The 22,404-nt window shown below is 61.9% G+C and carries 25 protein-coding genes; 8 read left to right on the top strand and 17 right to left on the bottom strand.

Annotation, left to right across the window (positions count from 1 at the left end):
* Positions 1 to 36: 36 nt before the first annotated feature.
* From DFO46_RS13565 to DFO46_RS13575, 3 genes are read right to left on the bottom strand one after another with little or no spacing between them, the layout of a single operon-like run.
* Positions 37 to 1,974, bottom strand: coding sequence for a DUF2207 domain-containing protein (locus tag DFO46_RS13565; protein ID WP_120277660.1), 1,938 nt, complete (start codon positions 1,972 to 1,974; stop codon positions 37 to 39).
* Complete coding sequence (locus DFO46_RS13570) at positions 1,971 to 3,236, bottom strand: 3-phosphoshikimate 1-carboxyvinyltransferase (RefSeq protein WP_120277661.1); 1,266 nt, start codon at positions 3,234 to 3,236, stop codon at positions 1,971 to 1,973. The genes DFO46_RS13565 and DFO46_RS13570 overlap by 4 nt, the downstream gene beginning before the upstream one ends.
* 36 nt (positions 3,237 to 3,272) lie before the next feature.
* Positions 3,273 to 3,824 (bottom strand): LemA family protein, encoded by a 552-nt coding sequence (locus tag DFO46_RS13575; protein ID WP_110789720.1) that lies wholly within the window; start codon positions 3,822 to 3,824, stop codon positions 3,273 to 3,275.
* Between the two features lie 204 nt (positions 3,825 to 4,028).
* Between DFO46_RS13575 and DFO46_RS13580 the strand changes: the two genes are divergently transcribed.
* Together DFO46_RS13580 and DFO46_RS13585 are read left to right on the top strand one after the other, a co-directional pair.
* Positions 4,029 to 6,041, top strand: a complete 2,013-nt coding sequence (locus tag DFO46_RS13580) for a PAS-domain containing protein (protein WP_120277662.1) — start codon at positions 4,029 to 4,031, stop codon at positions 6,039 to 6,041.
* A 28-nt stretch (positions 6,042 to 6,069) separates the two neighbouring features.
* Complete coding sequence (locus tag DFO46_RS13585) at positions 6,070 to 6,471, top strand: response regulator (RefSeq protein ID WP_120277663.1); 402 nt, start codon at positions 6,070 to 6,072, stop codon at positions 6,469 to 6,471.
* On the opposite strand, the gene DFO46_RS13590 is transcribed toward DFO46_RS13585, so the two are convergent.
* The 7 genes from DFO46_RS13590 to DFO46_RS13620 all read right to left on the bottom strand — a co-directional run bounded on the left by DFO46_RS13590 (position 6,431) and on the right by DFO46_RS13620 (position 11,873).
* Positions 6,431 to 7,198, bottom strand: a complete 768-nt coding sequence (locus DFO46_RS13590) for a DUF3800 domain-containing protein (protein WP_120277664.1) — start codon at positions 7,196 to 7,198, stop codon at positions 6,431 to 6,433. The two genes, DFO46_RS13585 and DFO46_RS13590, sit on opposite strands and share 41 nt — an antisense overlap.
* Positions 7,199 to 7,312: 114 nt before the next feature.
* Entirely contained in the window at positions 7,313 to 8,245 is a 933-nt protein-coding gene (locus tag DFO46_RS13595) for a glycine--tRNA ligase subunit alpha (protein WP_120278255.1), read from the bottom strand.
* A 126-nt stretch (positions 8,246 to 8,371) separates the two neighbouring features.
* Positions 8,372 to 9,511 carry a PAS domain-containing sensor histidine kinase gene (locus DFO46_RS13600; RefSeq protein ID WP_120277665.1) on the bottom strand — a complete coding sequence of 380 codons (1,140 nt, stop codon included), beginning with the start codon at positions 9,509 to 9,511 and terminating at the stop codon, positions 8,372 to 8,374.
* 140 nt (positions 9,512 to 9,651) lie between these two features.
* Positions 9,652 to 9,846: a hypothetical protein gene (locus DFO46_RS13605; protein ID WP_110789724.1), complete on the bottom strand. Its 195-nt coding sequence runs from the start codon at positions 9,844 to 9,846 to the stop codon at positions 9,652 to 9,654.
* 36 nt (positions 9,847 to 9,882) lie between these two features.
* Positions 9,883 to 10,746, bottom strand: coding sequence for a S49 family peptidase (locus DFO46_RS13610; RefSeq protein WP_110789725.1), 864 nt, complete (start codon positions 10,744 to 10,746; stop codon positions 9,883 to 9,885).
* 93 nt (positions 10,747 to 10,839) lie between these two features.
* Positions 10,840 to 11,613, bottom strand: a complete 774-nt coding sequence (locus DFO46_RS13615; protein ID WP_120277666.1) for a methyltransferase — start codon at positions 11,611 to 11,613, stop codon at positions 10,840 to 10,842.
* A gap of 29 nt (positions 11,614 to 11,642) precedes the next feature.
* A complete protein-coding gene (locus DFO46_RS13620) occupies positions 11,643 to 11,873 on the bottom strand; it encodes a DUF2007 domain-containing protein (protein WP_110789727.1) in 231 nt (76 codons plus the stop codon).
* A gap of 126 nt (positions 11,874 to 11,999) precedes the next feature.
* Here DFO46_RS13620 and DFO46_RS13625 point away from each other — a divergent pair, with 126 nt between their 5' ends.
* From DFO46_RS13625 to moaB, 4 genes are all read left to right on the top strand, one after another.
* A complete protein-coding gene (locus DFO46_RS13625; RefSeq protein WP_110789728.1) occupies positions 12,000 to 13,016 on the top strand; it encodes a polyprenyl synthetase family protein in 1,017 nt (338 codons plus the stop codon).
* 117 nt (positions 13,017 to 13,133) lie between these two features.
* A complete protein-coding gene (locus DFO46_RS13630; RefSeq protein ID WP_120277667.1) occupies positions 13,134 to 14,945 on the top strand; it encodes a tetratricopeptide repeat protein in 1,812 nt (603 codons plus the stop codon).
* 5 nt (positions 14,946 to 14,950) lie between these two features.
* Positions 14,951 to 15,865 (top strand): 4-(cytidine 5'-diphospho)-2-C-methyl-D-erythritol kinase, encoded by a 915-nt coding sequence (locus tag DFO46_RS13635; protein ID WP_120277668.1) that lies wholly within the window; start codon positions 14,951 to 14,953, stop codon positions 15,863 to 15,865.
* Positions 15,862 to 16,407 carry a molybdenum cofactor biosynthesis protein B gene (moaB, locus tag DFO46_RS13640; RefSeq protein ID WP_120277669.1) on the top strand — a complete coding sequence of 182 codons (546 nt, stop codon included), beginning with the start codon at positions 15,862 to 15,864 and terminating at the stop codon, positions 16,405 to 16,407. The genes DFO46_RS13635 and moaB overlap by 4 nt, the downstream gene beginning before the upstream one ends.
* Positions 16,408 to 16,419: 12 nt before the next feature.
* Here moaB and DFO46_RS13645 read toward each other — a convergent pair whose 3' ends face one another.
* The gene (locus DFO46_RS13645) at positions 16,420 to 16,941 is read right to left on the bottom strand and encodes a glycosyl transferase (protein ID WP_120277670.1); all 522 of its coding nucleotides are present in this window, start codon (positions 16,939 to 16,941) and stop codon (positions 16,420 to 16,422) included.
* 130 nt (positions 16,942 to 17,071) lie between these two features.
* Between DFO46_RS13645 and DFO46_RS13650 the strand changes: the two genes are divergently transcribed.
* Positions 17,072 to 18,229: a PA0069 family radical SAM protein gene (locus DFO46_RS13650; RefSeq protein ID WP_120277671.1), complete on the top strand. Its 1,158-nt coding sequence runs from the start codon at positions 17,072 to 17,074 to the stop codon at positions 18,227 to 18,229.
* Positions 18,230 to 18,372: 143 nt separating this feature from the next.
* Positions 18,373 to 19,047, top strand: coding sequence for a ribonuclease HII (locus tag DFO46_RS13655; RefSeq protein ID WP_120277672.1), 675 nt, complete (start codon positions 18,373 to 18,375; stop codon positions 19,045 to 19,047).
* 23 nt (positions 19,048 to 19,070) lie between these two features.
* Here DFO46_RS13655 and DFO46_RS13660 read toward each other — a convergent pair whose 3' ends face one another.
* The 6 genes from DFO46_RS13660 to DFO46_RS13685 all read right to left on the bottom strand — a co-directional run bounded on the left by DFO46_RS13660 (position 19,071) and on the right by DFO46_RS13685 (position 22,270).
* On the bottom strand, positions 19,071 to 19,553 hold the full coding sequence (locus DFO46_RS13660) for a hypothetical protein (RefSeq protein WP_120277673.1): 483 nt from the start codon (positions 19,551 to 19,553) through the stop codon (positions 19,071 to 19,073).
* An 84-nt stretch (positions 19,554 to 19,637) separates the two neighbouring features.
* Positions 19,638 to 20,123, bottom strand: coding sequence for a F0F1 ATP synthase subunit B (locus DFO46_RS13665; RefSeq protein ID WP_110789736.1), 486 nt, complete (start codon positions 20,121 to 20,123; stop codon positions 19,638 to 19,640).
* A 5-nt stretch (positions 20,124 to 20,128) separates the two neighbouring features.
* The gene (locus tag DFO46_RS13670; protein ID WP_110789737.1) at positions 20,129 to 20,719 is read right to left on the bottom strand and encodes a F0F1 ATP synthase subunit B; all 591 of its coding nucleotides are present in this window, start codon (positions 20,717 to 20,719) and stop codon (positions 20,129 to 20,131) included.
* 81 nt (positions 20,720 to 20,800) lie between these two features.
* The gene (locus tag DFO46_RS13675; RefSeq protein WP_110789738.1) at positions 20,801 to 21,028 is read right to left on the bottom strand and encodes a F0F1 ATP synthase subunit C; all 228 of its coding nucleotides are present in this window, start codon (positions 21,026 to 21,028) and stop codon (positions 20,801 to 20,803) included.
* Between the two features lie 69 nt (positions 21,029 to 21,097).
* A complete protein-coding gene (locus tag DFO46_RS13680; protein WP_110789739.1) occupies positions 21,098 to 21,850 on the bottom strand; it encodes a F0F1 ATP synthase subunit A in 753 nt (250 codons plus the stop codon).
* A 57-nt stretch (positions 21,851 to 21,907) separates the two neighbouring features.
* On the bottom strand, positions 21,908 to 22,270 hold the full coding sequence (locus DFO46_RS13685; RefSeq protein ID WP_110789740.1) for an AtpZ/AtpI family protein: 363 nt from the start codon (positions 22,268 to 22,270) through the stop codon (positions 21,908 to 21,910).
* Positions 22,271 to 22,404: the final 134 nt, after the last annotated feature.

A 22,404-nucleotide genomic window follows, 5' to 3' on the forward strand; every position in this document is an offset into this window, starting at 1 on the left:
CACAAGCGTATCATCACATGATACATTTGTCGAGGCCTACCACCCTCCCCCGCCACCGCCGCCACCGCCTCCGCCGGACGAACCTCCGGAAAAGCCTGACGAAGAGGACGAGGAGCTGGAGGGCGGCGGGGTCGGGATCGTGGAGGCGATCGTTGAGGCCATGGACGACGAGAAGCCGCCGATGCGGCCTCCAAAGCAGCCAGGGTTGCTGCCGTGGTACCAGCCGGGGCTATAATTGGCGGCAGCGGCACCGGCTGCCGCTGTGGCAAGCCAGGTTTCGAAGGTTTGCGACCAGGGCTTTTCGAGACCCAGCGCCACCGCATAGGGTAAGAGTTTTTCGAAGTGGCTCGGCGACATCTTTGGTGCGCCGGCCATGTTCATCCGGTCCTGTTCGGCAAGGGTCAGATAGATCTTCAGACCCTCGATGCCGTCCATCAGCTTGCGGCCGAGCGGGGTCGGTGCGCCCATCAGGAAAAGAAACAGGAAGTTGACCAGCAGGATGCCGCCGAAGGCGAGGAGCAGCGGGATCTGGTGGGTCTGCTCCAGATCCATCCACATGGAGAGCAGCATCAGGCCCATGGTCGACAGGGCGATGAAACCGATGAAGGCCAAAGCGATGATCGAGAAGATCTTGGTGAACAGCGAGCGGCCGCGCTGGAACATCTTGACCAGACCGACGGTGAAGCTGCCGAAGAAGAGCGAGAAGAAGGCGGGCACCAGCATCAGGGCATAGACGTCTTCATCCAGCGTGCCGAAGATGAACAGAGCGAGGATGATGACGACGGACATGGCGATGCCGAAGCTGATATAGCCGGCATTGCTCTTGTAATACTTGTCGCGGTGTTCCTTCTCGATTGCCGAGCGGAAGGCAGAGCCGACCGTCTGGACGCGCTTGCCGTTTTCCTTGTCGATGACGAGTTCGTTGCCGGCAGAGGGAATTTCCTTGAGGAGACGGGCCTGGCCGGCTTCCAGCGTTCCTTCGATCGGCTTCTTCGTGCGGCGGATGGTGATGCCGGTGTCGAGATCATCGAGTTCGACATAACCCTTCACGGCGAGATCGAGGGCGGAGGCCGAGAGCGCGGTCCAGCCGCCGCCGGAGAACCCCTTGTTGTCGATATAGTTGACGAGTGCCGGCGAGATCCCGTCTGGGGCATCCCAGCGCGGCACGATCACGCCTTTCGCCGGGTCCCGACCGACGGCGAACCAGGAGCGCAGGTAGTAGAGCGAGACGAGGACGAGGCCGCCAAAGGCGATGATGAAATTCAGGTTGTCGCGCAGGAACCACCAGAAACCCTCCTGCGCGGATGGGGGCGCAACGAGGCCCTTAGCGAAACCGAGGACGATGGTCAGGCCTTCCTGGGGGCCGAGCGGCCGTGTGGTTTCGAACTCCCGGCCGTTCGAGCCTGGCCGTGTGCGGGCGTTGGTGTCGGTCGCCCCCATGGCGCCGGTGTAGACCGCCGTCCTGGTCGGGATCGCATCGTCAGGCAGGGTGACGCGCGCGCCGGCATGTTCGATCGGGAACATCCAGCCATTGCCGGTGACGTTCCAGTAGAGTTCATCGTGATCGTGGAAATAGCGGATCTGCCGGCCGGTGCGGTAGGTGATCGCGTAGGTGTATTCGCCGGGCTCAAGGAAAACGTCGGCCGAGCCGGTATAGATGCGGATGCCGCCGGTGACGCTCTCTGTGTGATGGTCTTCCGGCTGCCCGTCCCGCTCGACGGACAAGAGCTCGAAATCAACCTGGCGGCGAAAACCCTTCTCATCGACGGCATAGAGCGGGAAATCGCGGAAGATGCCGCGCTTGATGTCATTGCCCTCGGCCTTGACGGTGATCGTCTCCGTCACCTCCATACTGCCATCGGCCGACACCACGATATCCGCCTGGTAATCGCGGATGACCTCTTCGGCCTGCGCGCCGCATGCCATCCAGATGAGGAGAAGGAAAGCGGAGCACAGGCGGAAGAGCGTGGTCATTTCTTGTCGTTCCTGACGAGGTCGACGCCGAGCGAGGCGAGCGCATCCCAGTAGCCGGGATAGGTCTTTCCGACGCAGGCGGGGTCGAGGATGGTGATGTCGCGGATCTTCAGGCCCGCGAGCGCAAAGCTCATGGCGATGCGGTGATCGGCATAGGTGTCGATCTCGGCCGGCAGCGACTGGCCTGAGAGCGCGGGATCGGAGAAGACGAGCAGATCGTCGCCCTCTTCCTTGGCGAGACCTTCGCGGATGTTGTTGAGGCCGGTCGAGACGGCGCGGATGCGGTCGCATTCCTTGACGCGCAGGTTCTCGATGCCGACGAAGCGCACCGGCGTTTCGTTGAAGGCGGCGAGCACGGCGATGGTCGGGATCGCATCCTGCATCTGGCTGCCGTCGATCACGGCGGGCATGTTGGGGAACTGCGCGATCACGTCATAGGCCTTGGCGTCCGGCTGGGTGAAAGCGTCCGAGGGCGTGCCGATGTCGATCCGGCCCTTGGTCAGGACTTCCGCGCCCCAGAGATAGGTGGCGGCAGAGGCATCCGGCTCGATGTGGAAATCGGTCGCGGTGTAACCGGTCGGCTGGATGACCCAGGAGGATGGCGTCGGCTGCTCGACCTTGGCGCCGAAGGCACGCATGGCCGACATCGTCAGGTCGATGTAACCGCGGGCGCCGATATCGGCACCGGCAAGCTCGATCGTAAACGGCTCGGAGCCGCAGGCGGCTGCCATCTGAAGGGCCGAGACATACTGGCTCGACAGGCCGGCATCGATCACGACGTGGTTCTTCTCGAAGCGGCCGGTAGCATCGATCGTGACAGGCGGGCAGCCGGTGGGAGATTCGATTGCGACACCGAGCGACTTCAACGCTTCGACCAGCGGCTTGATCGGGCGCTTGCGCATGTGCTCGTCGCCATCGACGACGTAGCGTCCGTGTCCCAGCGCCAGCGCTGCCGTCAGGAAGCGGGTGGCGGTGCCGGCATTGCCGAGGAAGAGCGGGGCGGAAGGCGCCTTGAGTTCGCCCGAGCTGGTGACGACGAAGGTGGTGGCATCCGGCTCATCGACGGTCACGCCCATCTGGCGCAGCGCTTCGGCCATGTAGCGGGTGTCGTCGCTTTTCAGCGCGCCGGTCAGGCGGCTGGTGCCCTTCGCCAGACCTGCCAGGAGAAGCGCGCGGTTGGTGATGGACTTCGAACCCGGAGGGCTCACCTTGCCGGTCAGGGCATGGGTGGGCGGAAGGATGGTCACACTGTCAGTCGTCATTGATCTCGGTCTCTCAAGCGCGTCCTTGTTTGGACGTCAGAACTTGACCGTCGGTACCGCACGGTCGGCCTCGTTGGCAATCTCGAAATAGGGTTTCTTCGAGAAGCCGAACTGGCCGGCAACGAGGTTCGAGGGGAAGCTCTCGACCTTGACGTTCAGATCACGGGCAGCGCCATTGTAATAGCGGCGAGACATCTGGATCTCGCCCTCGATGGTTTCGAGCGAACGCTGCAGTTCGACGAAATTTTCGTTGGCCTTCAAGTCCGGATAGGCTTCGGCGAGCGCGATGATCTTGCCCAGTGCAGCCCCCAGCAGACCTTCCGCCTGGGCGCGACCGGCGACATCGCCTGCCGGCACGGCCTGGGCCTTGTTGCGCAGCTCGACGACGCTTTCCAGCGTGCCTTTTTCGTGGCCGGCATAGCCCTTCACCGTTTCGATCAGGTTGGGGATCAGGTCGGCGCGTCGCTTCAGCTGAACGTCGATACCCGACCAGGCTTCCTCGGCCATCTGCCGCGACTTCACGAGGCCATTGTAGACGAAGACAAGATAGGCGCCGATGGCGACCAGGATGGCAAGTATCGTGAACATGATGCGAAAGGCTCCCAGCTGAAGTGGCTGCAAGTTAGCCTTTCATCACGGGAAAGTCATGAGCGAAGACGCCATGAACCGAACTTGGCCGATTTTTCCGCGATTGGATCCGCGATGGCTCAAATTGCGCGGAAGTTCTACGGCAGCGGTTAATTCGCAGAGCCTAATATAGATCTCCGAGCAGCTTTCGATTGGGACCTGCGCATGCAGACGATGACCTGGAACGACCTGCCTGTCTGGGCCCTGCTGGCCGATCGCGACATCCTGCGCGCGGCGACACCCGAACGTCGCCTGACGGATGTGCTGACCGATGTCAGCGCCGTGATCACCACGGTTACCGCCTTCGACCTTATGCCCGCCTTTGCCGTCTATCTCGCCGACAGCCAGCACGACCGCGATCGTCTGTTTCACCAAAACGCTGCGGATGAGCTTTCCCTGCCGCTGGACATCTGCCCGGACCAGGGCTTGCCGCCGGGGGCAAGCAGCCGATCGAAAGCCGCGACCTATCCGCTAACGCTTCACCATCCGTCAGGCGGGCGCATGGGAACAGTCCTGTTCTTCGGGCGAACAGGCAAACGCATGAGCCAGGAAAAGCTGGCGATCCTGCGCATGCTGTCGGAAGAAATCGGCACGATCATTGCGCATCGAAACGGCTGTACCGGCACACTGCTCGACATGGTGGAGCTTTCCACCGACGAGATCTATGTCTTCGATCCGCAAAGTCTGCAGATCACGCGTGCCAATGCAACGGCCAGTGTCCGGACCGGTTATTCCGCCCAGGCGCTGTCAGCCATGACGCCGGCTGAGCTGAAGGCCGGTGTTTCCGAGGCCGATTACCGGGCGCGGCTGGTGCCGCTGATGCTGGGACGGGCCCAGAAGATTTCCTTCGACACCATCCAGCGGCGACGCAACGGCACCGTTTATCCCGTGAAGGTGCATGTGTGGCGGATCAAGGGCCAAGAATCCGATCTTTTTGCCGAAGTGGCGATCGCCACTGCCGACCAGCGCAAGGCCTTTGGCCTCCTGGAACAGGTGTTCGATGCCATTCCGGGCGGCATCGGCGTGTTCGACAACCGGTCGCGGCTGTTGATGGCGAACCGCAGGCTCTACGACCTGATGAACATTCCGCCGGAGCTGTTCCCGCCCGGCTCCGCCTTCGAGGACATCCTGCGCTACAATGCCTGCCGTGGCGAATGGGGCGATGGCGACCACGAGGCCATGGTGCGCGAACGCGTCGAGCAGGCGGAACTCGGGCTGCCTTACAGCTTCGAGCGGGAGCGGACGAGTGGCAAGGTGTTGGCCGTGCGCTCAGAGCCGCTGTCCAACGGCGGTTATGTGCTGAGTTATACCGATATCACGGTGCGCAAGCGGGCGGAGAAGGACCTGATCCGCAACCGCGACGAGCTGGAAAAGACCGTTCGCCAACGCACCGCGGAGATCGCAGCCCAGGCGGCGGCGCTCGAAGAGGCGCTGCAGCAGGAAAAGAACATCAACGCCATGCAGCGGCAGTTCGTCGCCATGACCAGTCACGAATTTCGCACGCCGCTTGCCATCATCGACGGTGCAGCCCAGCGGCTGCTGCGCAAGAAGGGCGGCATCGATGCGGCCTTCCTCGGCGAGAAGACGCAGCAGATCCGCTCGGCGGTGGCGCGCATGGTCGAACTGATGGAGAGTTTTCTGTCGGCCGGGCGCATGGAAACCGGCAAGGCTGAGCTTTCGCTGGTCGACTGCGCGCTGCACAAGCTCGTGGAACAGGCGATCAAGCGGCAGAAGCTGTCTTCGCCGCATCACCGCTTCGAAACAGATATCGACGCCTTGCCACCGATGATCCGCTGCGATGCCTTGGGCATTTCGCAAGTGATCACCAATCTCCTGTCGAATGCGATCAAATATGCGCCCCGCGCGCCCGACATCCTGATCCGAGGCTGGGAAGAGGAAGGCTTCGTTTTCCTGTCGGTCAGGGACGAGGGTGTCGGGATCGATGCCGAGGACATCGACAAGCTCTTCCAACCCTATTTCCGCGCTCGCACCTCGACCGGCATTGCCGGCACCGGCATCGGGCTGTCGCTCGTCAAGCAGATCGTCACGCTGCATGACGGCGATATCTTCGTGGAGAGCCAACGGGGCAAGGGAACAACATTTACGCTGGTTCTGCCGGTCAAAGGACCGGCGCGGGCAAGCGAAACCGAGGCGGCAGCGGAGACCCATGCCGCGTGATCCCCGACGGGGAGAAGAGGAGGACAGCATGATCACGGTACTTTGCGTCGAAGACGAAAGAGACGTTCGTGAACTGATCGTCGAAGAACTGGAGGATGCGGGCATCCGCGTGCTGCAGGCGGAAAACGGCAAGGAAGGGCTCGACAAGATCCTGCAGAACCGGCCCGATATCGTCATCTCCGACATCACCATGCCGGAGATGGACGGCATCTCCATGCTCGGCGAATTGCAGATCAACCATCCGCAATTCTCCAACATGCCCTTCGTCTTCCTGACGGCACTCGCCGACCGGGAAAAACTGATCGAAGGGCTTGGCGCCGGCGCCGAAAGCTATCTGACGAAGCCGATCGACTTCGACGTGCTGATGGCGAAGATCCACGGACTGGTGGTCAGGATCGAAAACCGGGTGGCGGCGGGGCTGGAGTTTTAGGGGGAACTCCACCGGCTGCGCCGTCCTCTGATCTCTTTACCACATGGAGGCCATGTATGGCTTCACCGGTTCGATCGAACTTGAGCTTTATGAGATCGAGGAACTGGTGGTCCTCGTGCTCGTAGGCACGCCAGAGCGCATAGGCGACCATGTCTGCATATTGGACAAGACGGGTCGCCTTGGAGTCGACGAAAAATGGCACGTCCACGAGGTTGCGCAACTTGCCCCAACGGTGGCCGTGGGTACGAAAATTTAACGCCAGTTCCTGAAGGCGGGTTTCCTTGGTGGAGTCATCCATGATGATGATCCCGCGCTGCGTATTGCTTCGGCGGCGCATTCGCCCAAGGAAGTGATCGAAGCGGCTACTGAGCTGCTCGAAGCAATACTCCATGACGTCTTCGTCCGGCATCACAGCCTTTTCCACGACGATCCCGAAGAGTGCCCAGTCACCTTTGAGACCTTCCGAAGTTCTCAAAGCGTCACATAAATAGGAGCGCCGAACCTCTCTGGACCCAAGGCGGCGCCAGCGGTTACGGCCAGACTGCATTTCGTTGGCGTGAAATTCCAACTGACGCGGCTCTTCGGGCAAGATGGAAGCTGCCAACTCACTAAGGCGAAGATCAAGGTGACAAACCTGCCGTTCGAACACGGCTATTCCAGCGAGAACGAAGTGCCTCTCGCTCTTGTTCGGTATAGAACCCGCGTCATCAACATACAGAAGATACATGAGGCGGCCGAGTGAAACAGAGTTTCAGTGAACTGCAAAGGCAGCTCTCTCGACCGCACTCCACATATAGTAGAGAATTGCAGAAAAGTCAATTTCGCGCAATGCGTGTTCTATTTACGCCGCCCGACCGTAATTCGCCCCACCCGCATCGGTCAGCAGAAACGCCTCGCCGCAGCTCTTGGCCAAGGCGCGGACGCGGCCGATATAGGCCTGGCGTTCGGTGACCGAAATGACGCCGCGGGCGTCGAGCAGGTTGAAGATGTGGGAGGCCTTGATGCACTGGTCATAGGCCGGGAAGACGCATTTGTGCAGGCGCTGGTTTTCTGTGTCCGAGGGGGCGCCGGCGGCGAGCAGGGCCTGGCATTCCTTTTCGGCATCGATGAAGTGGCGATGCAGCATTTCGGTGTTGGCGAATTCGAAGTTGTGGCGGGAATATTCCTGCTCGGCCTGCAGGAAGACGTCGCCATAGGAGATCTTCTCTTCGCCTTCGCGGCCGTTGAAGTTCAGCTCGTAGACGTTGTCGACGCCCTGGACATACATGGCGAGGCGCTCGAGGCCATAGGTCAATTCGCCCGCGACCGGCGAGCAGTCGATGCCGCAAACGGCCTGGAAGTAGGTGAACTGCGAGACTTCCATGCCGTCGCACCAGCATTCCCAGCCGAGACCCCAGGCACCCAGCGTCGGGCTTTCCCAATCGTCCTCGACGAAGCGGATGTCATGCAACAGCGGATCGAGCCCGATCGCCTTCAGCGAGCCGAGATAGAGTTCCTGCAGGTTGGACGGGTTGGGCTTCAGGATGACCTGATACTGGTAATAATGCTGCAGGCGGTTGGGGTTTTCGCCGTAGCGACCGTCGGAGGGACGGCGCGAGGGCTGCACGTAAGCGGCACGCCAGGGCTTTGGCCCAAGCGCGCGCAGCGTGGTCGCCGGATGGAAGGTGCCGGCGCCGACTTCCATGTCGTAGGGCTGGAGCACCGCGCAACCCTTGTCGGCCCAATAGGCATGCAGCGTCAGGATCAGCGCCTGAAAGGAGCGCTTGGGGTCCATGTGCGGGGCAAGGGGCGTGGTCATCGGGCTATCCATCGGGTTGGCTCAAGTTGCGGCCCGTCTGGTGCCATGAGCGGACGGAAGGGTCAAGCGTCTCGGCAAGTCGGCCAATGACGCCTGGAGGTTTCAATGCTCGAGGTCGCCCTCGCTGTGCAGCTTGCCGTTCAGCGAGAAGGCAACACCTGTCGGCTCGAAACGAAGGCCGGCCTGTCCCTGGAAAAGATCGGAGACGATCCGTTCGGTCAGTCTCGATCCGAAGCCGCGGCGGGTCGGTTCGGTCACCAGGGGACCACCGGTTTCCTGCCAGTCGAAGGTGAAACGGTCGTCCGCCTGTTTGTCCCAACGGATCGACACACGTCCCTCGGGACGGGAGAGCGCGCCATATTTGGTGGCATTGGTTGCGAGTTCGTGGATCGCGAGCGACAGGCCGAGGGCTTGTTGAGCCGAAAGGAATACCCGGGGACCGTTGATTTCGATGCGACGCGCATCATCCACATGCGGAGCGACGGCAACCTTGGCAATGGTGGTGATTTCCGCAGCCGTCACGCTCATGCCGGTCAGCACATCCTGTGCCTTGGCCAGGGTCTGAATGCGGGCGCCAATGGTGGCGGCAGCATCGGGGATCGACGTTGCCGTGCGCAGGCTCTGGGTGACGATGGATTGCACCATTGCCAGCGTATTCTTCATCCGGTGCGCAAGCTCGCGGTTGAGAAGCTTCAACTCCTCCTCGTGCTGCTCACGCTCAGTGAGATGCCTCTGCGCCTCCTGATACGCTTCCTGCAGCGCCCTGCGATCCAGCACGGCGTTGGTGGTCTCGGTCACCACGTTCAAGATGCCGGCGATGACGCCCTGATCGTCGTAGAGAGGGCTATAGGAAAAACTCCAATAGCTCTCCTGGATCTCGCCGTTGCGCAGAATGCGCAGCGGCAGGTTTTCCATCCAGGTTCCCTCGCCCGCCATGGCACGCGTTACGAAGGGCTCCACGCCGACCCAGACATCCGACCAGTATTCGCGAAAAGGCTGCCCCAGCGCGCTGCTGACACGCTCGGCCAGGATCGGCAGATAGGCGTCGTTGTGAAACTGGAGAAGGTCATCGCCCCACCAGAAGCACATGGGCTGCCGTGTTGCCAGGACCTGCCGCAACGTCGTCAGCAATGCCGGCGGCCAGCCCTCAATCGGACCGAGTGAGGTGGCGCTCCAGTCAAAGGCACGAATTTCGTCCGCCACTTGCCCCGGCGAGCCGAGAAAATGCATCTGATGGTTCATGGCTCTCCGGGATGACGACTGGCATGACGTTCAAGAAGGCACGTCAATTGCCGTTAGATTGTCCTTTGGTACCGTCTCGCCGCTTCGAACTCAAGTCGAAGCAACATAGAGAGAACGAATTCGCCATTTCGGCCGATCTGTCAGACATCATCCTCGCGACGCAGACGATATTCGCCCGTTTCAGGATCCTGGACCAGAGTGCCGATCGCATCCGTCTCCCGCTCCTTTTCGCGCGCCCGCGAGCGAGCCGCGAGCTTTTCGGCATCGCTGACGAATTTCCGATAAAGCAGCCAGCTGCCACCCACCAGGATCAGAAGAAAAATCAGCTGCGCCATGTCCCCTCGCCCGTCAGCCCTTGTCTGTCGCTTCGATCACAGACCGTAGCGGCCCCATAGTGCCTTTTCTTCGAGCGTCTCCGCAAGACCGGCGACGGCTTGGGCTGCGATCTGATCGGTCGACCCGAAGGCACCAATGCCCGGTACCCGGCGACCGAAGAGGCCCTTCTGGGCCCCGACGAGTTCGAGGCGGGCATCCTTGCCGTAACGCGTCTTGATTTCTTCGCGCAGGCCGCCAAGGCGGTCGACGAGGCCGAGTGCCAGCCCCTTGCGGCCGGTCCAGAACAGGCCGGAGAAAAGGGCCGGATCGTCAGCGAGCAAACTGCCGCGCCGCGCCTTGACCATGTCGATGAAGATCTCGTGGATCTCGGCCTGCAGGGTCTTCAGATATTCGATGTCACTTTCCTTCTCGGGCTGGAAGGGATCGAGGATCACCTTGTTTTCGCCCGATGTGTAGACGCGGCGCTCGACGCCGATCTTCTTCAGGAGTTCGGGAAAGCCGAAACCGCCCGAGACGACGCCGATCGAACCGACGATCGAGGTGGCATCGGCAATGATCTCGTCACCTGATATCGCGAGCATGTAGCCGCCCGACGCCGCGACATCCTCGACGAAGACCAGAACACGCTTGTTCTTTTCCTCGGCGAGCGCGCGGATACGGTCGTAGATCATGCGTGACTGCACGGGGGAGCCGCCCGGCGAATTGATCGAGAGCGCCACGGCGGGGCTGTCCTTCATGGCGAAGGCCTTTTCCAGCTGGCCGGCGACCGAGGCGAGATTGAGTGCGGGACGGAAACGGGACCCGCCGCTCATGATCGGCCCGTGCAGCCTGACGACCGGAATGACGACGCCCTTCTTGCGGAAGCGCTTGGGAACCAGCCGTTTCAGAAAATCTGCCATGGTCGTGTCTCAACTCCTCACGATCTTCACTCTGACGGGAGATGTAAGAAGCGTCGGCACAAACACAATGGTTCCGCTAAAGAATCAGCGATTTCAACGCAGGCGGCGATAGCCGGTGCGGCCGTTGTTGAGATCGTCGACGAAGGGGGCGAAGGCATGGCTGTCGGGGTTGTCATGCATCAAAAGCGGCGCACGCAGCTGCAGCCGGGCGCGCGACCCCTTGATGGCCGTCACGAGGATGCGGGTCGCGTTCTCACCCTGACGCGGATGGATGGCGGTGATTTCCAGCCCGCCAAGGCGTTTGCCGCAGGCTGCGATGATCTCGGCAATCGACTGGGGTCTGGCAATCAGCGAGAGCTGGCCACCGGGGATCAGGATCGCACCCGCCGTGCGGATCCAGCTTTCGAAGAGGTTTTCGGTCATCGCATGGGCCTCCGCCTTCAGGGCATCCGGCGTTTTGCGATCGCCGGGATCGTTGAAGGGCGGGTTCATGATGACGTGGTGAAAGCTGTCGTCGAGAAGGCCGGCTGCGACACGGGCGCGGCCGGTCAGGGTGACATCGGCTTCCAGCACGCCGGCGCGGCTGGCGAACCGGGCGTTCTCCGGCAAAGCCAGGCTCTTGCGGGCGAAACCGGCCATGTCTTTCGAACGTTCGACCAGGACGACAGATGCATTGGGCAACCGCGTGGCGACGGCGAGGCCGGCAGCGCCGGCACCGGCGCCGAGATCGGCGATGCGGACGGGCCTGTCATCCACCACCAGAGCTGCGAGCAACATGGCATCCATGCCGGCGCGATGTCCACGGCCGACGGGCTGGACCAGATGGAAAGCGCCGCGATGAAAGGCGTCGATCGTTTGCTCGGCCATCGGAGAGTGCACAGGCTCCATGGGCAGGCTCAGGCGTCGTGGTCACGCAGTTCGGCGCCGAGACCGGCATCGGTCAGAATGCGACGCGCCTGATCGACGCAATCGCCATCCACCATCAGGCGGCGCTGCAGCATGCCGAGCGAACCTTCGAGAATGCTCATCGACTGATCGGCGATCATTGTCGCGATCCCGGCGTCGCGCATCAGGCTTTCGGCAAAGGAGAGCAGGACGACGTCGTTGCTGCGAATGATCTCATGCATCGATTTCAGAACTCACTGTTAACAGGTAAAACCGGCGTTCCGGCGCCGACCGAGGCAATTCGCCCCTTGCCGTGGGCTTCCGGCCTTTTTATGGTCGGCGACCAAACTGAACAGGAGTCCGGTGCGTTGGGCGTAGTCATACCGCTTGAGGAAAGCAAAAACAAACAGGCATCTGTCAAGCCTCTGGTGGACCTGACGAAAAGCGGGATGGAGCGTGTCAACCAGCTGATCCTGTCGAAGGCCGGCTCCGATGTGCAGATGATTCCGGAGGTGGCGAACCACCTGATCTCCTCCGGCGGAAAGCGTCTGCGGCCCATGCTGACGCTCGCGACGGCTGCCATGTTCGGCTACGAGGGCGACCATCATATCAAGCTCGCGACCTCGGTCGAGTTCATGCACACCGCAACGCTTCTGCATGACGATGTGGTCGATGAAAGCGACCTGCGCCGGGGCAAATCGACGGCGCGCACCATCTGGGGCAATCAAGCGAGCGTTCTCGTCGGCGACTTCCTGCTCGGCCAGGCCTTCCGCATGATGGTCGAGGTGGGATCGCTCGATGCGCTCGACGTCTTGTCGACGGCAGCCTGTGTGATTGCCGAGGGGGAAGTGCTGCAGCTCTCGGTCGCCAAGAACATGGAGACGACCGAAGACGACTATCTTGCGGTCATTCGCGCCAAGACCGCAGCGCTCTTTGCGGCGGCGGCTGAAGTCGGCCCGATCGTCGCCGGCACGGACAAGGCGACGCGCAGCGCGCTCAAATCCTATGGCATGAATCTGGGTCTCGCCTTCCAGCTGGTCGATGACGTGCTGGATTACGGCGGCAAGGCTGCCGAGACCGGCAAAAATGTCGGCGACGATTTCCGCGAGGGCAAGATCACCCTTCCGGTGATCCTCTCCTACCGCCGCGGCACGGCCCCGGAGCGCGAGTTCTGGAAGGCCTCGATCGAAGGCGGCGAGAACGACGACGTCAGGCTGGAGAAGGCACTTGGCCTGATCAGCAAGTATGGCGCGCTCAGCGACACCATCCAGCGGGCCCAGCATTACGGCAAGATCGCGCGTGATGCATTGGCGCCACTGCCGAACTCGCCGTGGAAGGACGCTCTCAACGACGTGATCGATTTCTGCATTTCCCGCGTCAATTGACGCAGAGCTGTGGATCGCCTTGCGAGGCTGCTTCAAAAAAGCCATTCTGTGCGTGAATCATCGCGTGTCGTCCGTGTGGGCGAGACTGCTTGTCATCGGTTCCTGAAAGGCTCGTTCATGCGGCAAAGCCCCGCCCTTCGCATCCTCGCCGGCACTGCGCTGGCGCTGCTCCTCGGCGTTTCGTTCACGCAAGCGGCCTCGTCTTCGAAGGCCGCAGCGCCTGAGAGCACGGAAAGCTTCGATTACGGCACCGTTGACTCCTTTGCGGGCGCGTTTCTCGCGGCACGCACGGCAGAGGCCGATCGCGACTATCCGAACGCCATCCAGTTCTACAAGAAGGCGCTGGACTTCTCGCCCAATGAGCTTGAACTGCAGCAGCGCCTGATGATCGCGCTGTTCATGAACGGCGATTTCGATGAAGGCGCCAAGCTTGCCAAGCTCCTGGAAAAGGATCCGGCCGTCGAGCGGGTCACATCGGTTGCGCTGAGCTTCCAGGCGATCCGTGACGGCAGTTATGCAAAGGCGATGAAATCGCTGAAATACGAAGGCCCCAATGACCTTGACCGGCTGATGAACGAATTGCTGACCGCCTGGACCAAGGTCGGCGAAGGCAAAGGCAAGGAGGCCCTGAAGCAGTTGCAGGATCTGAAGGGTCCGAGCTGGTACAGCATCTTCACGAACTACAATATCGGCGCCATTGCCAGCGTCGTCGGTGACGAGGATGGCGCCCGCAAGGCCTTTACCGAGACCGTGACCGACAAGAATGGCGGCGCGACGGCCCCCGACACCTATGCGCGGGCGGTGATGGCGCTTGCCACGCTGGAGGCCAATGCCGGCAACAAGCAGAAGGCACTCGATGCGCTTTCCGCCGGTGACGAATTGATCACGAATTTCGCGCCTTTCAAGGCGCTGCGCGACGAGATCGAGGCCGGCCGCAAACCGAAGCCGGTCATAGAGACGGCAGCCCAGGGGGCCGCCGGCGTGTTGTTTTCCATTGGCGGCGCGCTGAACCGCGACGGCGCGGAAGACACGGTCATGCTGTACCTGCAGTTCTCGCGCGCGCTGGACAAGGAAGCGGCCGATACGCTGATCCTGCTCGGCGGGATCGCGGAAAAGGCCGGGCAGCCGAACAAGGCGATCGAATTCTACCGCCAGGTGCCGGAAACCTCGCCGATGCGGCGGATTTCCGAACTGCAGCTTGGCCTGACGCTGGCCGAGACCGGCAAGGTCGACGAAGCGCGCGCGCATCTGCAGAAGCTGATCGCGTCCGACCCGAAGGACGTGCGCAGTTATCTCGCCTATGGCAGCGTGCTGTCCGATGCCAAGGATTACGCGGCGATGGCGGCGAACTACGACAAGGCGGTGGAGGCGATCGGTCCTGCACCGACGCGCAATCACTGGTCGGTCTTCTTCCAGCGCGGCATTGCCTATGAGCGCCTGAAGAAGTGGGACAAGGCAGAGCCGGACTTCAACAAGGCGCTTGAGCTCAACCCCGACCAGCCGCAGGTTCTCAACTATCTCGGCTATTCCTGGGTCGACATGAACCGGAACCTTCAACAAGGGCTGGACATGATCAAGAAGGCCGTGGAACTGCGTCCGGACGACGGTTACATCGTCGACTCGCTCGGCTGGGCCTATTACCGCATGGGCCGCTTCGACGAGGCGGTGACCGAGCTGGAGCGGGCAATCGAGCTGAAGGCCGGCGACGCGACGATCAACGACCACCTGGGCGACGCCTATTGGCGCGTGGGACGCAAGCTCGAGGCCACCTTCCAGTGGAAGCGGGCCCTGGCTTCCGAGCCGGAAGAGGCACAGGTCCCGGCCATCCAGGCGAAGATCGAAAAGGGTCTGCCGCCGATCGAGGCCGATGCCGCCAAGGTGAATGCCGAACCGGCGGCAGAACCGAAGAAAGACGACAAGAAGACCTGAGCCCGATGTCTTCCGTCGCCCTGACATCGCCGGAGAAGGTCGAAGAGACGGCTCCAGCCAAAATCAATCTTGCCCTGCATGTCACCGGCCAGCGCAGCGATGGCTATCACCTGCTCGACAGTCTGGTGACCTTTGCCGAAGACGGGGACGAACTGACCTTTGCCCCTGCCGAGGTGGACAGCCTGACGCTCAGCGGCCGGTTCGGCTCGGTGCTTGCGCTCGACCCCGCCGGTCAGGACGGCAATCTCGTTTTGCGCGCGCGCGACCTCCTGAGGTCTGTGCTCGATGAGACCGGGCAGAGCCATGGCCCCGTTGCGATCACGCTCGACAAGAACCTGCCGATTGCCTCGGGGATCGGTGGCGGCTCGGCCGATGCTGCGGCAACATTGCGCGGATTGATGCGCCTTTGGCGGGCCACGCTTGCCGAAGATGCCCTGCAGGCGATCGCCCTGAAGCTCGGCGCGGACGTGCCGATGTGTCTTGCATCGCGACCGCTTCGGGCACGCGGGATCGGGGAGGCGCTGGAGCGCATTGCCCTGCCCTCCTTTCCGATCGTGCTCGTCAATCCAATGCTGCCTGTCTCGACGCCGGAGATATTCCGCCAGTTGCCGCGCAAGGATAATCCGGCGATTGGCAGGCTTCCGGACACTGCCGGAGCGGACGACTGGTTTGCCGCTCTGTCTGCGCTGCGCAACGATCTGCAACCTCCTGCCGAAGCGCTTGTGCCCGAAATTGCCGAGGCCTGCGATTACCTTCGCCAGAGCCTGGCAGGGTTCGTGCGCATGTCGGGCTCGGGCGCGACCTGCTTCGGGCTTTACGACAGCGAGCCGGCCGCACTGAGGGCAGCCCTTGCACTGTCCAGCTTCCGGCCCGACTGGTATGTCTTGCTCACTCACACGATTGCGGGAGAGCCTTTATGAGCCGCATTGACGAAAGCCGCCCCTTTATTCCTGTCGGCATTGCCGTCTTGACCGTTTCCGATACCCGCACGGTGGCAGACGACCGGTCCGGCGATACGCTGGCGGCGCGGATTGCGGAGGCCGGGCACCGGCTGGTGGCGCGGGCCATCGTCAAGGACGACAAGGCCGCGATCTTCGAGCAGGTGCAGGGCTGGACGACGGACCCCGAGATCGACGTTGTGATCACCACCGGCGGCACGGGCTTTACCGGGCGGGACGTGACGCCGGAGGCGCTGGAGCCGCTGTTCGAGAAGAAGATGGACGGGTTTTCCGAAGTCTTCCATCGGATCTCCTATGACAAGATCGGCACCTCGACCATCCAGTCGCGGGCGACCGGCGGAGTGGCGAACGCGACCTTCGTCTTCGTGCTGCCCGGCTCGCCCGGCGCCTGCAAGGACGCCTGGGACGGGATCATCAAGCTGCAGCTCGATTACCGCCACATGCCCTGCAATTTCGTGGAAATCATGCCGAGGCTGGACGAGCACCTGAAGCGCGGCGGCTGAGACGGCTTTCGTTCAGCGGCGGGCCTCGCGGGCGACCCAGGAGGGGATGATCTCGGAGGCCAGGCGCCGTGCCTTGTGGCCACGGGCCAGTTGCAACAGATCCGTCTGCGAATCGACAATCGCCAAGGCCTGGCGCTTGGGAAGCAACAGGCCGGTTTCCAGCGGCGGGCGGCTGCGCGTCAGGCGGCGATAGAAGGGAAGCCGATAGGTTCTCGATTCCGAGAAGCGGGCGGGAACGCCATTCAGCGCCACATATTCCGCGACCTCATCGACCCAGCCCTGCCCAAGACGAGCACCCGGCTCGACCAGAAGCAGCCATTCGCCGCGGGCCTTGGCGAGCACGTCTTTCATGTCCCATTGTTGATAAAAGCGGCAGCCTGCGGCGTCCGCAACCATGGAGGACCCGTCCTGCGAGCCGTGATCCAGCACGATCACATCACTCACCAGCCCCTCGACAGCACCAGCAACCAGCACCGACAGCGTCTGTGCGAGTTCGGGCTCCTGATCGCGGCATTCCATGATGACTGTCAGCATTGCCTATATCTATCGCATTGCACAAAGTTTTGCCACCGAGAGATTCATGAAGTTTGTTCTTGCATTGTTCTCATTTCTGGCTTAGGAATAAAGTCATTGAGTGGGTCACCGAAGCCCGCGAGGAGCAAACATGAACGAGCTGTCTCTTGTGAGCCAGGCTGCCTTTCAGCCCGGCAATACGGCAGATATTGCCGATGCAGTCATGGGCGCCTCCGGCCTGCGGATCGAGATCGATCGGCGGCGCGGACGGGCAGCGGGCATCAATCCTGCCGGACGGTTCGAAAAGCTCGAACGGGTGGCCTTCGACGATGGCTGGCAGATGCTCGAGGAGATGCCGCCGTTCAAGACCGAGGTGCAGGTGGAAAAGCCGCGCACGGTGATCACCCGCAACGATTCTCCCGACATTCCCTTCGATCGCTCGATCAATCCCTATCGCGGTTGCGAGCATGGCTGCATCTACTGCTTTGCCCGGCCGACGCACAGCTATATGGGCCTGTCCGCCGGTCTCGATTTCGAAGCGAAGCTGTTTGCCAAGCCGGATGCGCCGCGTCTTCTGGAGCGCGAACTGTCGAAGCCCGGCTACAAGGTGAAGCCGATCGCGATCGGCACCAATACCGACCCTTACCAGCCGATCGAGCGGGAATGGCGGATCATGCGCCAGATCCTGGAGATCCTCGACAAGGCGAACCATCCGGTGGTGATCGTGACCAAGTCGGCGCTGATCCTGCGCGACATCGATATCCTGAGATCGATGGCGGAGCGTGGCCTGGTGAAGGTCGGGATTTCCGTGACCACACTGGACCGCAAACTGGCCCGGACCATGGAGCCGCGCGCCTCGACGCCGGCCAAGCGGCTGGAGGCGATCAAGGCGCTGTCCGAGGCCGGTATTCCGGTGGCGATCATGATGGCCCCCGTCATCCCGGCGCTGAACGACCACGAGATCGAGCGCATCCTCGACAGCGGCAAGGCTGCCGGCGCCTCCGAGGCGAGTTATGTGCTGCTGCGCCTGCCGCTGGAGGTGAGCCCGTTGTTTCGCGACTGGCTGCTGCAGCACTATCCGGACCGCTACCGCCACGTGATGTCGCTGGTGCGCTCGATGCGCGACGGCAAGGATTACGATGCCGAATTCGGCAAGCGGATGAAGGGCGCCGGTCCCTATGCCTGGCAGATCAGCCGGCGCTTCGAAATGGCAACGAAACGGCTCGGCCTGATGCGCCGCAGCCTGCATCTGCGCGAGGATCTCTTCCTGTCGCCGAACAGCGATGGGGTCCAGCTTTCGCTGCTCTGACAGCGGATGTGTTTTGACATTCCGGTGCTGTTGTCCGCCGCCTCGCACCGGATGTGGTCCCTGGTAAGCCGCCCCCAAGGTCGTCAAAGGCCGAGGGGACCGGGGACTTGCAGGAGGTCGGGTGCGCGTGCGATTTCTGCCGCATGAAAACGCGCACGCCACCCGATTCTCCTGGCCTTTTTCCAGACCTGCCGCTTGTTCCGGATTTCTCGCTGGAGAGCCGGGCGAAGCGGAGGGGCACGTGGCCGGTTGCCGGCACCGACGAGGCGGGACGCGGGCCTCTGGCAGGGCCTGTGGTGGCAGCCGCCGTCATTCTCGATCCGAAGCGTATCCCTCAAGGGTTGAACGATTCCAAGAAGCTCTCCGCCCGCCAGCGGGAGGCCCTCTACGAGGAGATTATCGCGACAGCGACCGTGTCGATTGCGTCCTCTTCGCCGAAACGGATCGACCTCATCGACATCCGCAAAGCGAGCCTCGATGCCATGCGCCGGGCCGTTGCAGGACTCTCTATCGAAGCGCGCCATGTGCTCACGGACGGACGCGATGTGCCGCCCGGCCTTGGATGCTCGGGCGAGGCCGTGGTGAAGGGTGACGGGCGATCCGCGTCGATCGCCGCAGCCTCGATCCTCGCAAAAGTCATGCGGGACCGGATGATGGTGCGGGCGGGTCTCGTCTATCCCGATTACGGTTTTGACCTGCATGCCGGATATGGCACCGACCGGCATCGCAGCGCCATCGTGGCCCATGGCCCCTGCCCTTTGCACCGGATGAGCTTCCGACCGCTCAAGCCAAGTATCGAAACCGATTCTTTCGCCTGACTGGCGGCCGGCAATCGACCAGCTCAGCGACCGCAGATTTCAAACAGCGCCGAGCCTGCCACCGCCGCATCCTTCAGCGGCAATTCCGTCACATCCTTGCCCACGGAGACGACCAGCGTCTTGCCGCCGGTCAGAAGTCCGACGAGATCCGCGCCTTTCGGCAATTCACCTTCCAGAATGAAAAGATCGTCCATCTCCAGCCTTGTGCCTGTGGTCTTCAGACGCATGATCTGTTTGCCCGCCTTCAGCGTCACGTCATAGGCAGCGCCATCGCGCGCCGGCTTGGGTTCGTGGGGATAGACGACCCTGATGGGTGAGCCTGACTGCTCACAGGCAAAGGACAGGAGCACATGGTCGCTTTCCGCAACGCCATAAACCAACTGGGCGGCGCCTTCCGCGCTCCAGCCATGCCATGCGAGATTTTCCTCTGCCGCGGCAAAGGTGACCGTCGCGAGAGCGCCTGCAAGGGCCAGAAGAGCGGATGCGCCATGGAAACGTGGTGTCATGTCGATGCCTCCAAATGAAAAACGCCCCGACCGGTGACCGATCGGGGCGTTTGAAATCTTCGGCGCTGATGACGCCGCCCGAACTCAGTTCAGGCGCGACTTTACCTCACCGAGCGAGGCCTTGAACAGCGTCTGTTGAACGCTTTCATCGGCCTTCTTCGCCAGCACCTTCTCGGCGGCGGCGATGGCAAGATCAACGGCTGCGGAACGCACGGCATTGACGGCTTCCGTTTCGGCCTGCTTGATCTTCTGCTCGGAGAGCGCATTGCGGCGCGCGATGAACTCTTCCGTCTTCTGCTTGGCTTCGGCAGCAAGCGCGGATGCCTCGCGCTCGGCAGCAGCCACGATGCTGGCAGCTTCCGCTTCGGCTTCCTTGCGCTTGCGCTGGTATTCGGCCAGCAGATGCTGGGCTTCTTCGCGCAGGCGCTTGGCTTCCGCCAGTTCGGCCGTGATCTTGTCAGCGCGCTCGTCAAGCGCCTTCGCCATCATGCCCGGCACCTTGAGATAGGCGATCAGGGCCAGAAAGATGAGAAGGCCGACGAGGGCGTAGAAAGTTGCGTCGAGATGCATGGTCGTCACGCTCCCTGCTTGGCGACGCCGGAGACGGCGGCCTTGATGTCGGCGGCAGTCGCCTTGGAACCGATCAGTTCCTCAACGATCGAACCCACGGTGTCGATGGCGATCGTGTCGACTTCGGCGAAAGCCTTGGCCTTGATCTCGGCGATCCGCGTTTCGGCGGCGGCGATCTTGGCATTCAGGTCGGATTCGACCTTGGCGCGTTCGGCATCAGCCTTGGCCTTGGCTTCGTCGCGGGCTGCGGAAGCGATCTGGCCGGCTTTCGCCTTGGCTGCGCTCAGTTCGCGCTCGTATGTTTCGATGGCGGCATCAGCCTCGGACTTGAGGCGGGCAGCCTCGTCGAGGTCCTGCGCGATCCGGTCGTGGCGATTCTCGAGAATGCTGCCAACGCGCGGGACGATGACCTTCTGCATGAGCATGTAGAAGAGGCCGAACGTAATGACCAGCCACAGAAGCTGCGATGCAAAGGTGCTGGTATCGAACGGTCCGAATACTGCCTTGCCGTGACCTTCGTCATGGGCAACGCCGGTCTCGGTGTGAAGCTGGCCTTCTGCCGGGACTTCCTCAGCATAGGCGGGGGTCACAAACATGCTCACCTCCAGGTGTAGGCTCAAATGCACGAGATCACGGCTGCCGACTTGGCGCGCCGTGATCCCAGACTGTGGTCGTTATTAGACGACGAACAGGAGAAGGAGAGCAACGAGCAGCGAGAAGATGCCCAGAGCTTCCGTAACGGCGAAGCCGAATACCAGACGGCCGAACTGGCTGTCAGCGGCAGACGGGTTGCGCAGTGCGCCCGACAGGTAGCTGCCGAAGATGTTGCCGAGGCCGAGAGCCGTGCCGGCCATGCCAAAGCAAGCCAGACCTGCGCCGATGTACTTTGCTGCTTCCGCTTCCATGAATGAACTCCTTCGAGATGGTTGTTTGCGGCTTTTGACTGGCGCCAACAGCGCCGATGTCGGTGATCCTTAGTGCCCGCCGGGGTGTATTGCGTCGTTGAGGTACATGCAAGTCAGCACCGCAAAAACATAGGCCTGGAGGAAGGCGACGAGGAACTCGAGACCCGTCAGGGCGACGGTCATGAGGAGGGGCAGGATGGCGCCACCGATGCCGAGCGCGCCGAGTGCGCTGAGCGAGGTAACGAAGCCTGCGAAAACCTTGAGCGTGATGTGTCCGGCCAGCATGTTGGCGAAGAGACGCACGGAGAGCGAAATCGGACGCGACAGGAACGAAATCACTTCAATGGCGACGACCAGCGGCAGAAGCGCACCGGGGACACCGCTCGGCACAAAGACCTTCAGGAAGTGAAGGCCGTGCTTGTAGAAACCATAGACCAGAACCGTGCCGATGACGAAGAGCGCCAGGGCAAACGTCACGATGATCTGGCTGGTGATGGTGAAGAAGTAAGGCACCATGCCGAGCAGGTTCGCCGTCAAGACGAACATGAACAGCGAGAAGACCATGGGGAAGAATTTCATCCCATGACTGCCGGCACCTTCGCGCAGCATCGAGGCGATGAATTCATAGGACATCTCGGCGACCGACTGCATGCGAGTCGGGATCAAGCCGCGATTGGCCGTGGAGAAGTAGAGGAAGCCGGCGGCGGCGGCCACCGTTGCAACCATGAACAGCGAAGCGTTGGTGAACGAAAGATCAACTCCGCCGATTTCGATCGGCACAATCTTCTGAACCAGGAACTGATGAGTAGGATCGTTCGACACGTTCTGCTCTTTCGCTTTTGCCGCCGAAGGCGGGCATTCTCTTCCGGCTCAAACCGACTAGCGGTCTTTGCCCTTGTTTTCCAAATCCATCTTGCGTTCGACCGGATTTGGCGTTGCCACCGCTCCGACAGTCCGCAGGACGTTCAACACACCGGCACAGAACCCCAAGAGAAGCATGATTATCATGCCCCAGGGGGACGTGCCCACAAAGTGGTCAAAAAGATAGCCTAGGATCGCACCGACGATCACAGCCGAGATGAATTCACTCGAGATCTTCATCGCCATTCCGTAACCCTTGCGGGTCTCTTCGGCGCGGATCTCGTCGCGTTCCTCGGCCTTGTCCGCGATACCCCGCTGTGCGAGTTCCGCAGTCAGTCGTCGACGACGTTCGTCCAGACTTTCTTCTCGGTTATCCGTCATGATCTCTCCGCCCGCTCCGTCTTTCACGGGCCGTTTGTGCCCGATTTGAATGCAGAAACGGCCGGAGACAAACCCTTCTGGCCCGCTTTGAAGTCGGCCGCACCATAATTTTGAGGCCCCACATAGTCAAGGCA

This window comes from Rhizobium sp. AG855 (assembly GCF_003610655.1).
Classification (GTDB): Bacteria; Pseudomonadota; Alphaproteobacteria; order Rhizobiales; family Rhizobiaceae; genus Allorhizobium; species Allorhizobium wuzhouense.

Excerpts from the sequence above, each read along its gene's own strand:
- DFO46_RS13565 (WP_120277660.1), bottom strand. The coding sequence starts at position 1,974 with ATGACCACGCTCTTCCGCCTGTGCTCCGCTTTCCTTCTCCTCATCTGG.
- DFO46_RS13570 (WP_120277661.1), bottom strand. The coding sequence starts at position 3,236 with ATGACGACTGACAGTGTGACCATCCTTCCGCCCACCCATGCCCTGACC.
- DFO46_RS13575 (WP_110789720.1), bottom strand. The coding sequence starts at position 3,824 with ATGTTCACGATACTTGCCATCCTGGTCGCCATCGGCGCCTATCTTGTC.
- DFO46_RS13580 (WP_120277662.1), top strand. The coding sequence starts at position 4,029 with ATGCAGACGATGACCTGGAACGACCTGCCTGTCTGGGCCCTGCTGGCC.
- DFO46_RS13585 (WP_120277663.1), top strand. The coding sequence starts at position 6,070 with ATGATCACGGTACTTTGCGTCGAAGACGAAAGAGACGTTCGTGAACTG.
- DFO46_RS13590 (WP_120277664.1), bottom strand. The coding sequence starts at position 7,198 with ATGTATCTTCTGTATGTTGATGACGCGGGTTCTATACCGAACAAGAGC.
- DFO46_RS13595 (WP_120278255.1), bottom strand. The coding sequence starts at position 8,245 with ATGGACCCCAAGCGCTCCTTTCAGGCGCTGATCCTGACGCTGCATGCC.
- DFO46_RS13600 (WP_120277665.1), bottom strand. The coding sequence starts at position 9,511 with ATGAACCATCAGATGCATTTTCTCGGCTCGCCGGGGCAAGTGGCGGAC.
- DFO46_RS13605 (WP_110789724.1), bottom strand. The coding sequence starts at position 9,846 with ATGGCGCAGCTGATTTTTCTTCTGATCCTGGTGGGTGGCAGCTGGCTG.
- DFO46_RS13610 (WP_110789725.1), bottom strand. The coding sequence starts at position 10,746 with ATGGCAGATTTTCTGAAACGGCTGGTTCCCAAGCGCTTCCGCAAGAAG.
- DFO46_RS13615 (WP_120277666.1), bottom strand. The coding sequence starts at position 11,613 with ATGGCCGAGCAAACGATCGACGCCTTTCATCGCGGCGCTTTCCATCTG.
- DFO46_RS13620 (WP_110789727.1), bottom strand. The coding sequence starts at position 11,873 with ATGCATGAGATCATTCGCAGCAACGACGTCGTCCTGCTCTCCTTTGCC.
- DFO46_RS13630 (WP_120277667.1), top strand. The coding sequence starts at position 13,134 with ATGCGGCAAAGCCCCGCCCTTCGCATCCTCGCCGGCACTGCGCTGGCG.
- DFO46_RS13635 (WP_120277668.1), top strand. The coding sequence starts at position 14,951 with ATGTCTTCCGTCGCCCTGACATCGCCGGAGAAGGTCGAAGAGACGGCT.
- moaB (WP_120277669.1), top strand. The coding sequence starts at position 15,862 with ATGAGCCGCATTGACGAAAGCCGCCCCTTTATTCCTGTCGGCATTGCC.
- DFO46_RS13645 (WP_120277670.1), bottom strand. The coding sequence starts at position 16,941 with ATGCTGACAGTCATCATGGAATGCCGCGATCAGGAGCCCGAACTCGCA.
- DFO46_RS13650 (WP_120277671.1), top strand. The coding sequence starts at position 17,072 with ATGAACGAGCTGTCTCTTGTGAGCCAGGCTGCCTTTCAGCCCGGCAAT.
- DFO46_RS13655 (WP_120277672.1), top strand. The coding sequence starts at position 18,373 with ATGAAAACGCGCACGCCACCCGATTCTCCTGGCCTTTTTCCAGACCTG.
- DFO46_RS13660 (WP_120277673.1), bottom strand. The coding sequence starts at position 19,553 with ATGACACCACGTTTCCATGGCGCATCCGCTCTTCTGGCCCTTGCAGGC.
- DFO46_RS13665 (WP_110789736.1), bottom strand. The coding sequence starts at position 20,123 with ATGCATCTCGACGCAACTTTCTACGCCCTCGTCGGCCTTCTCATCTTT.
- DFO46_RS13670 (WP_110789737.1), bottom strand. The coding sequence starts at position 20,719 with ATGTTTGTGACCCCCGCCTATGCTGAGGAAGTCCCGGCAGAAGGCCAG.
- DFO46_RS13675 (WP_110789738.1), bottom strand. The coding sequence starts at position 21,028 with ATGGAAGCGGAAGCAGCAAAGTACATCGGCGCAGGTCTGGCTTGCTTT.
- DFO46_RS13685 (WP_110789740.1), bottom strand. The coding sequence starts at position 22,270 with ATGACGGATAACCGAGAAGAAAGTCTGGACGAACGTCGTCGACGACTG.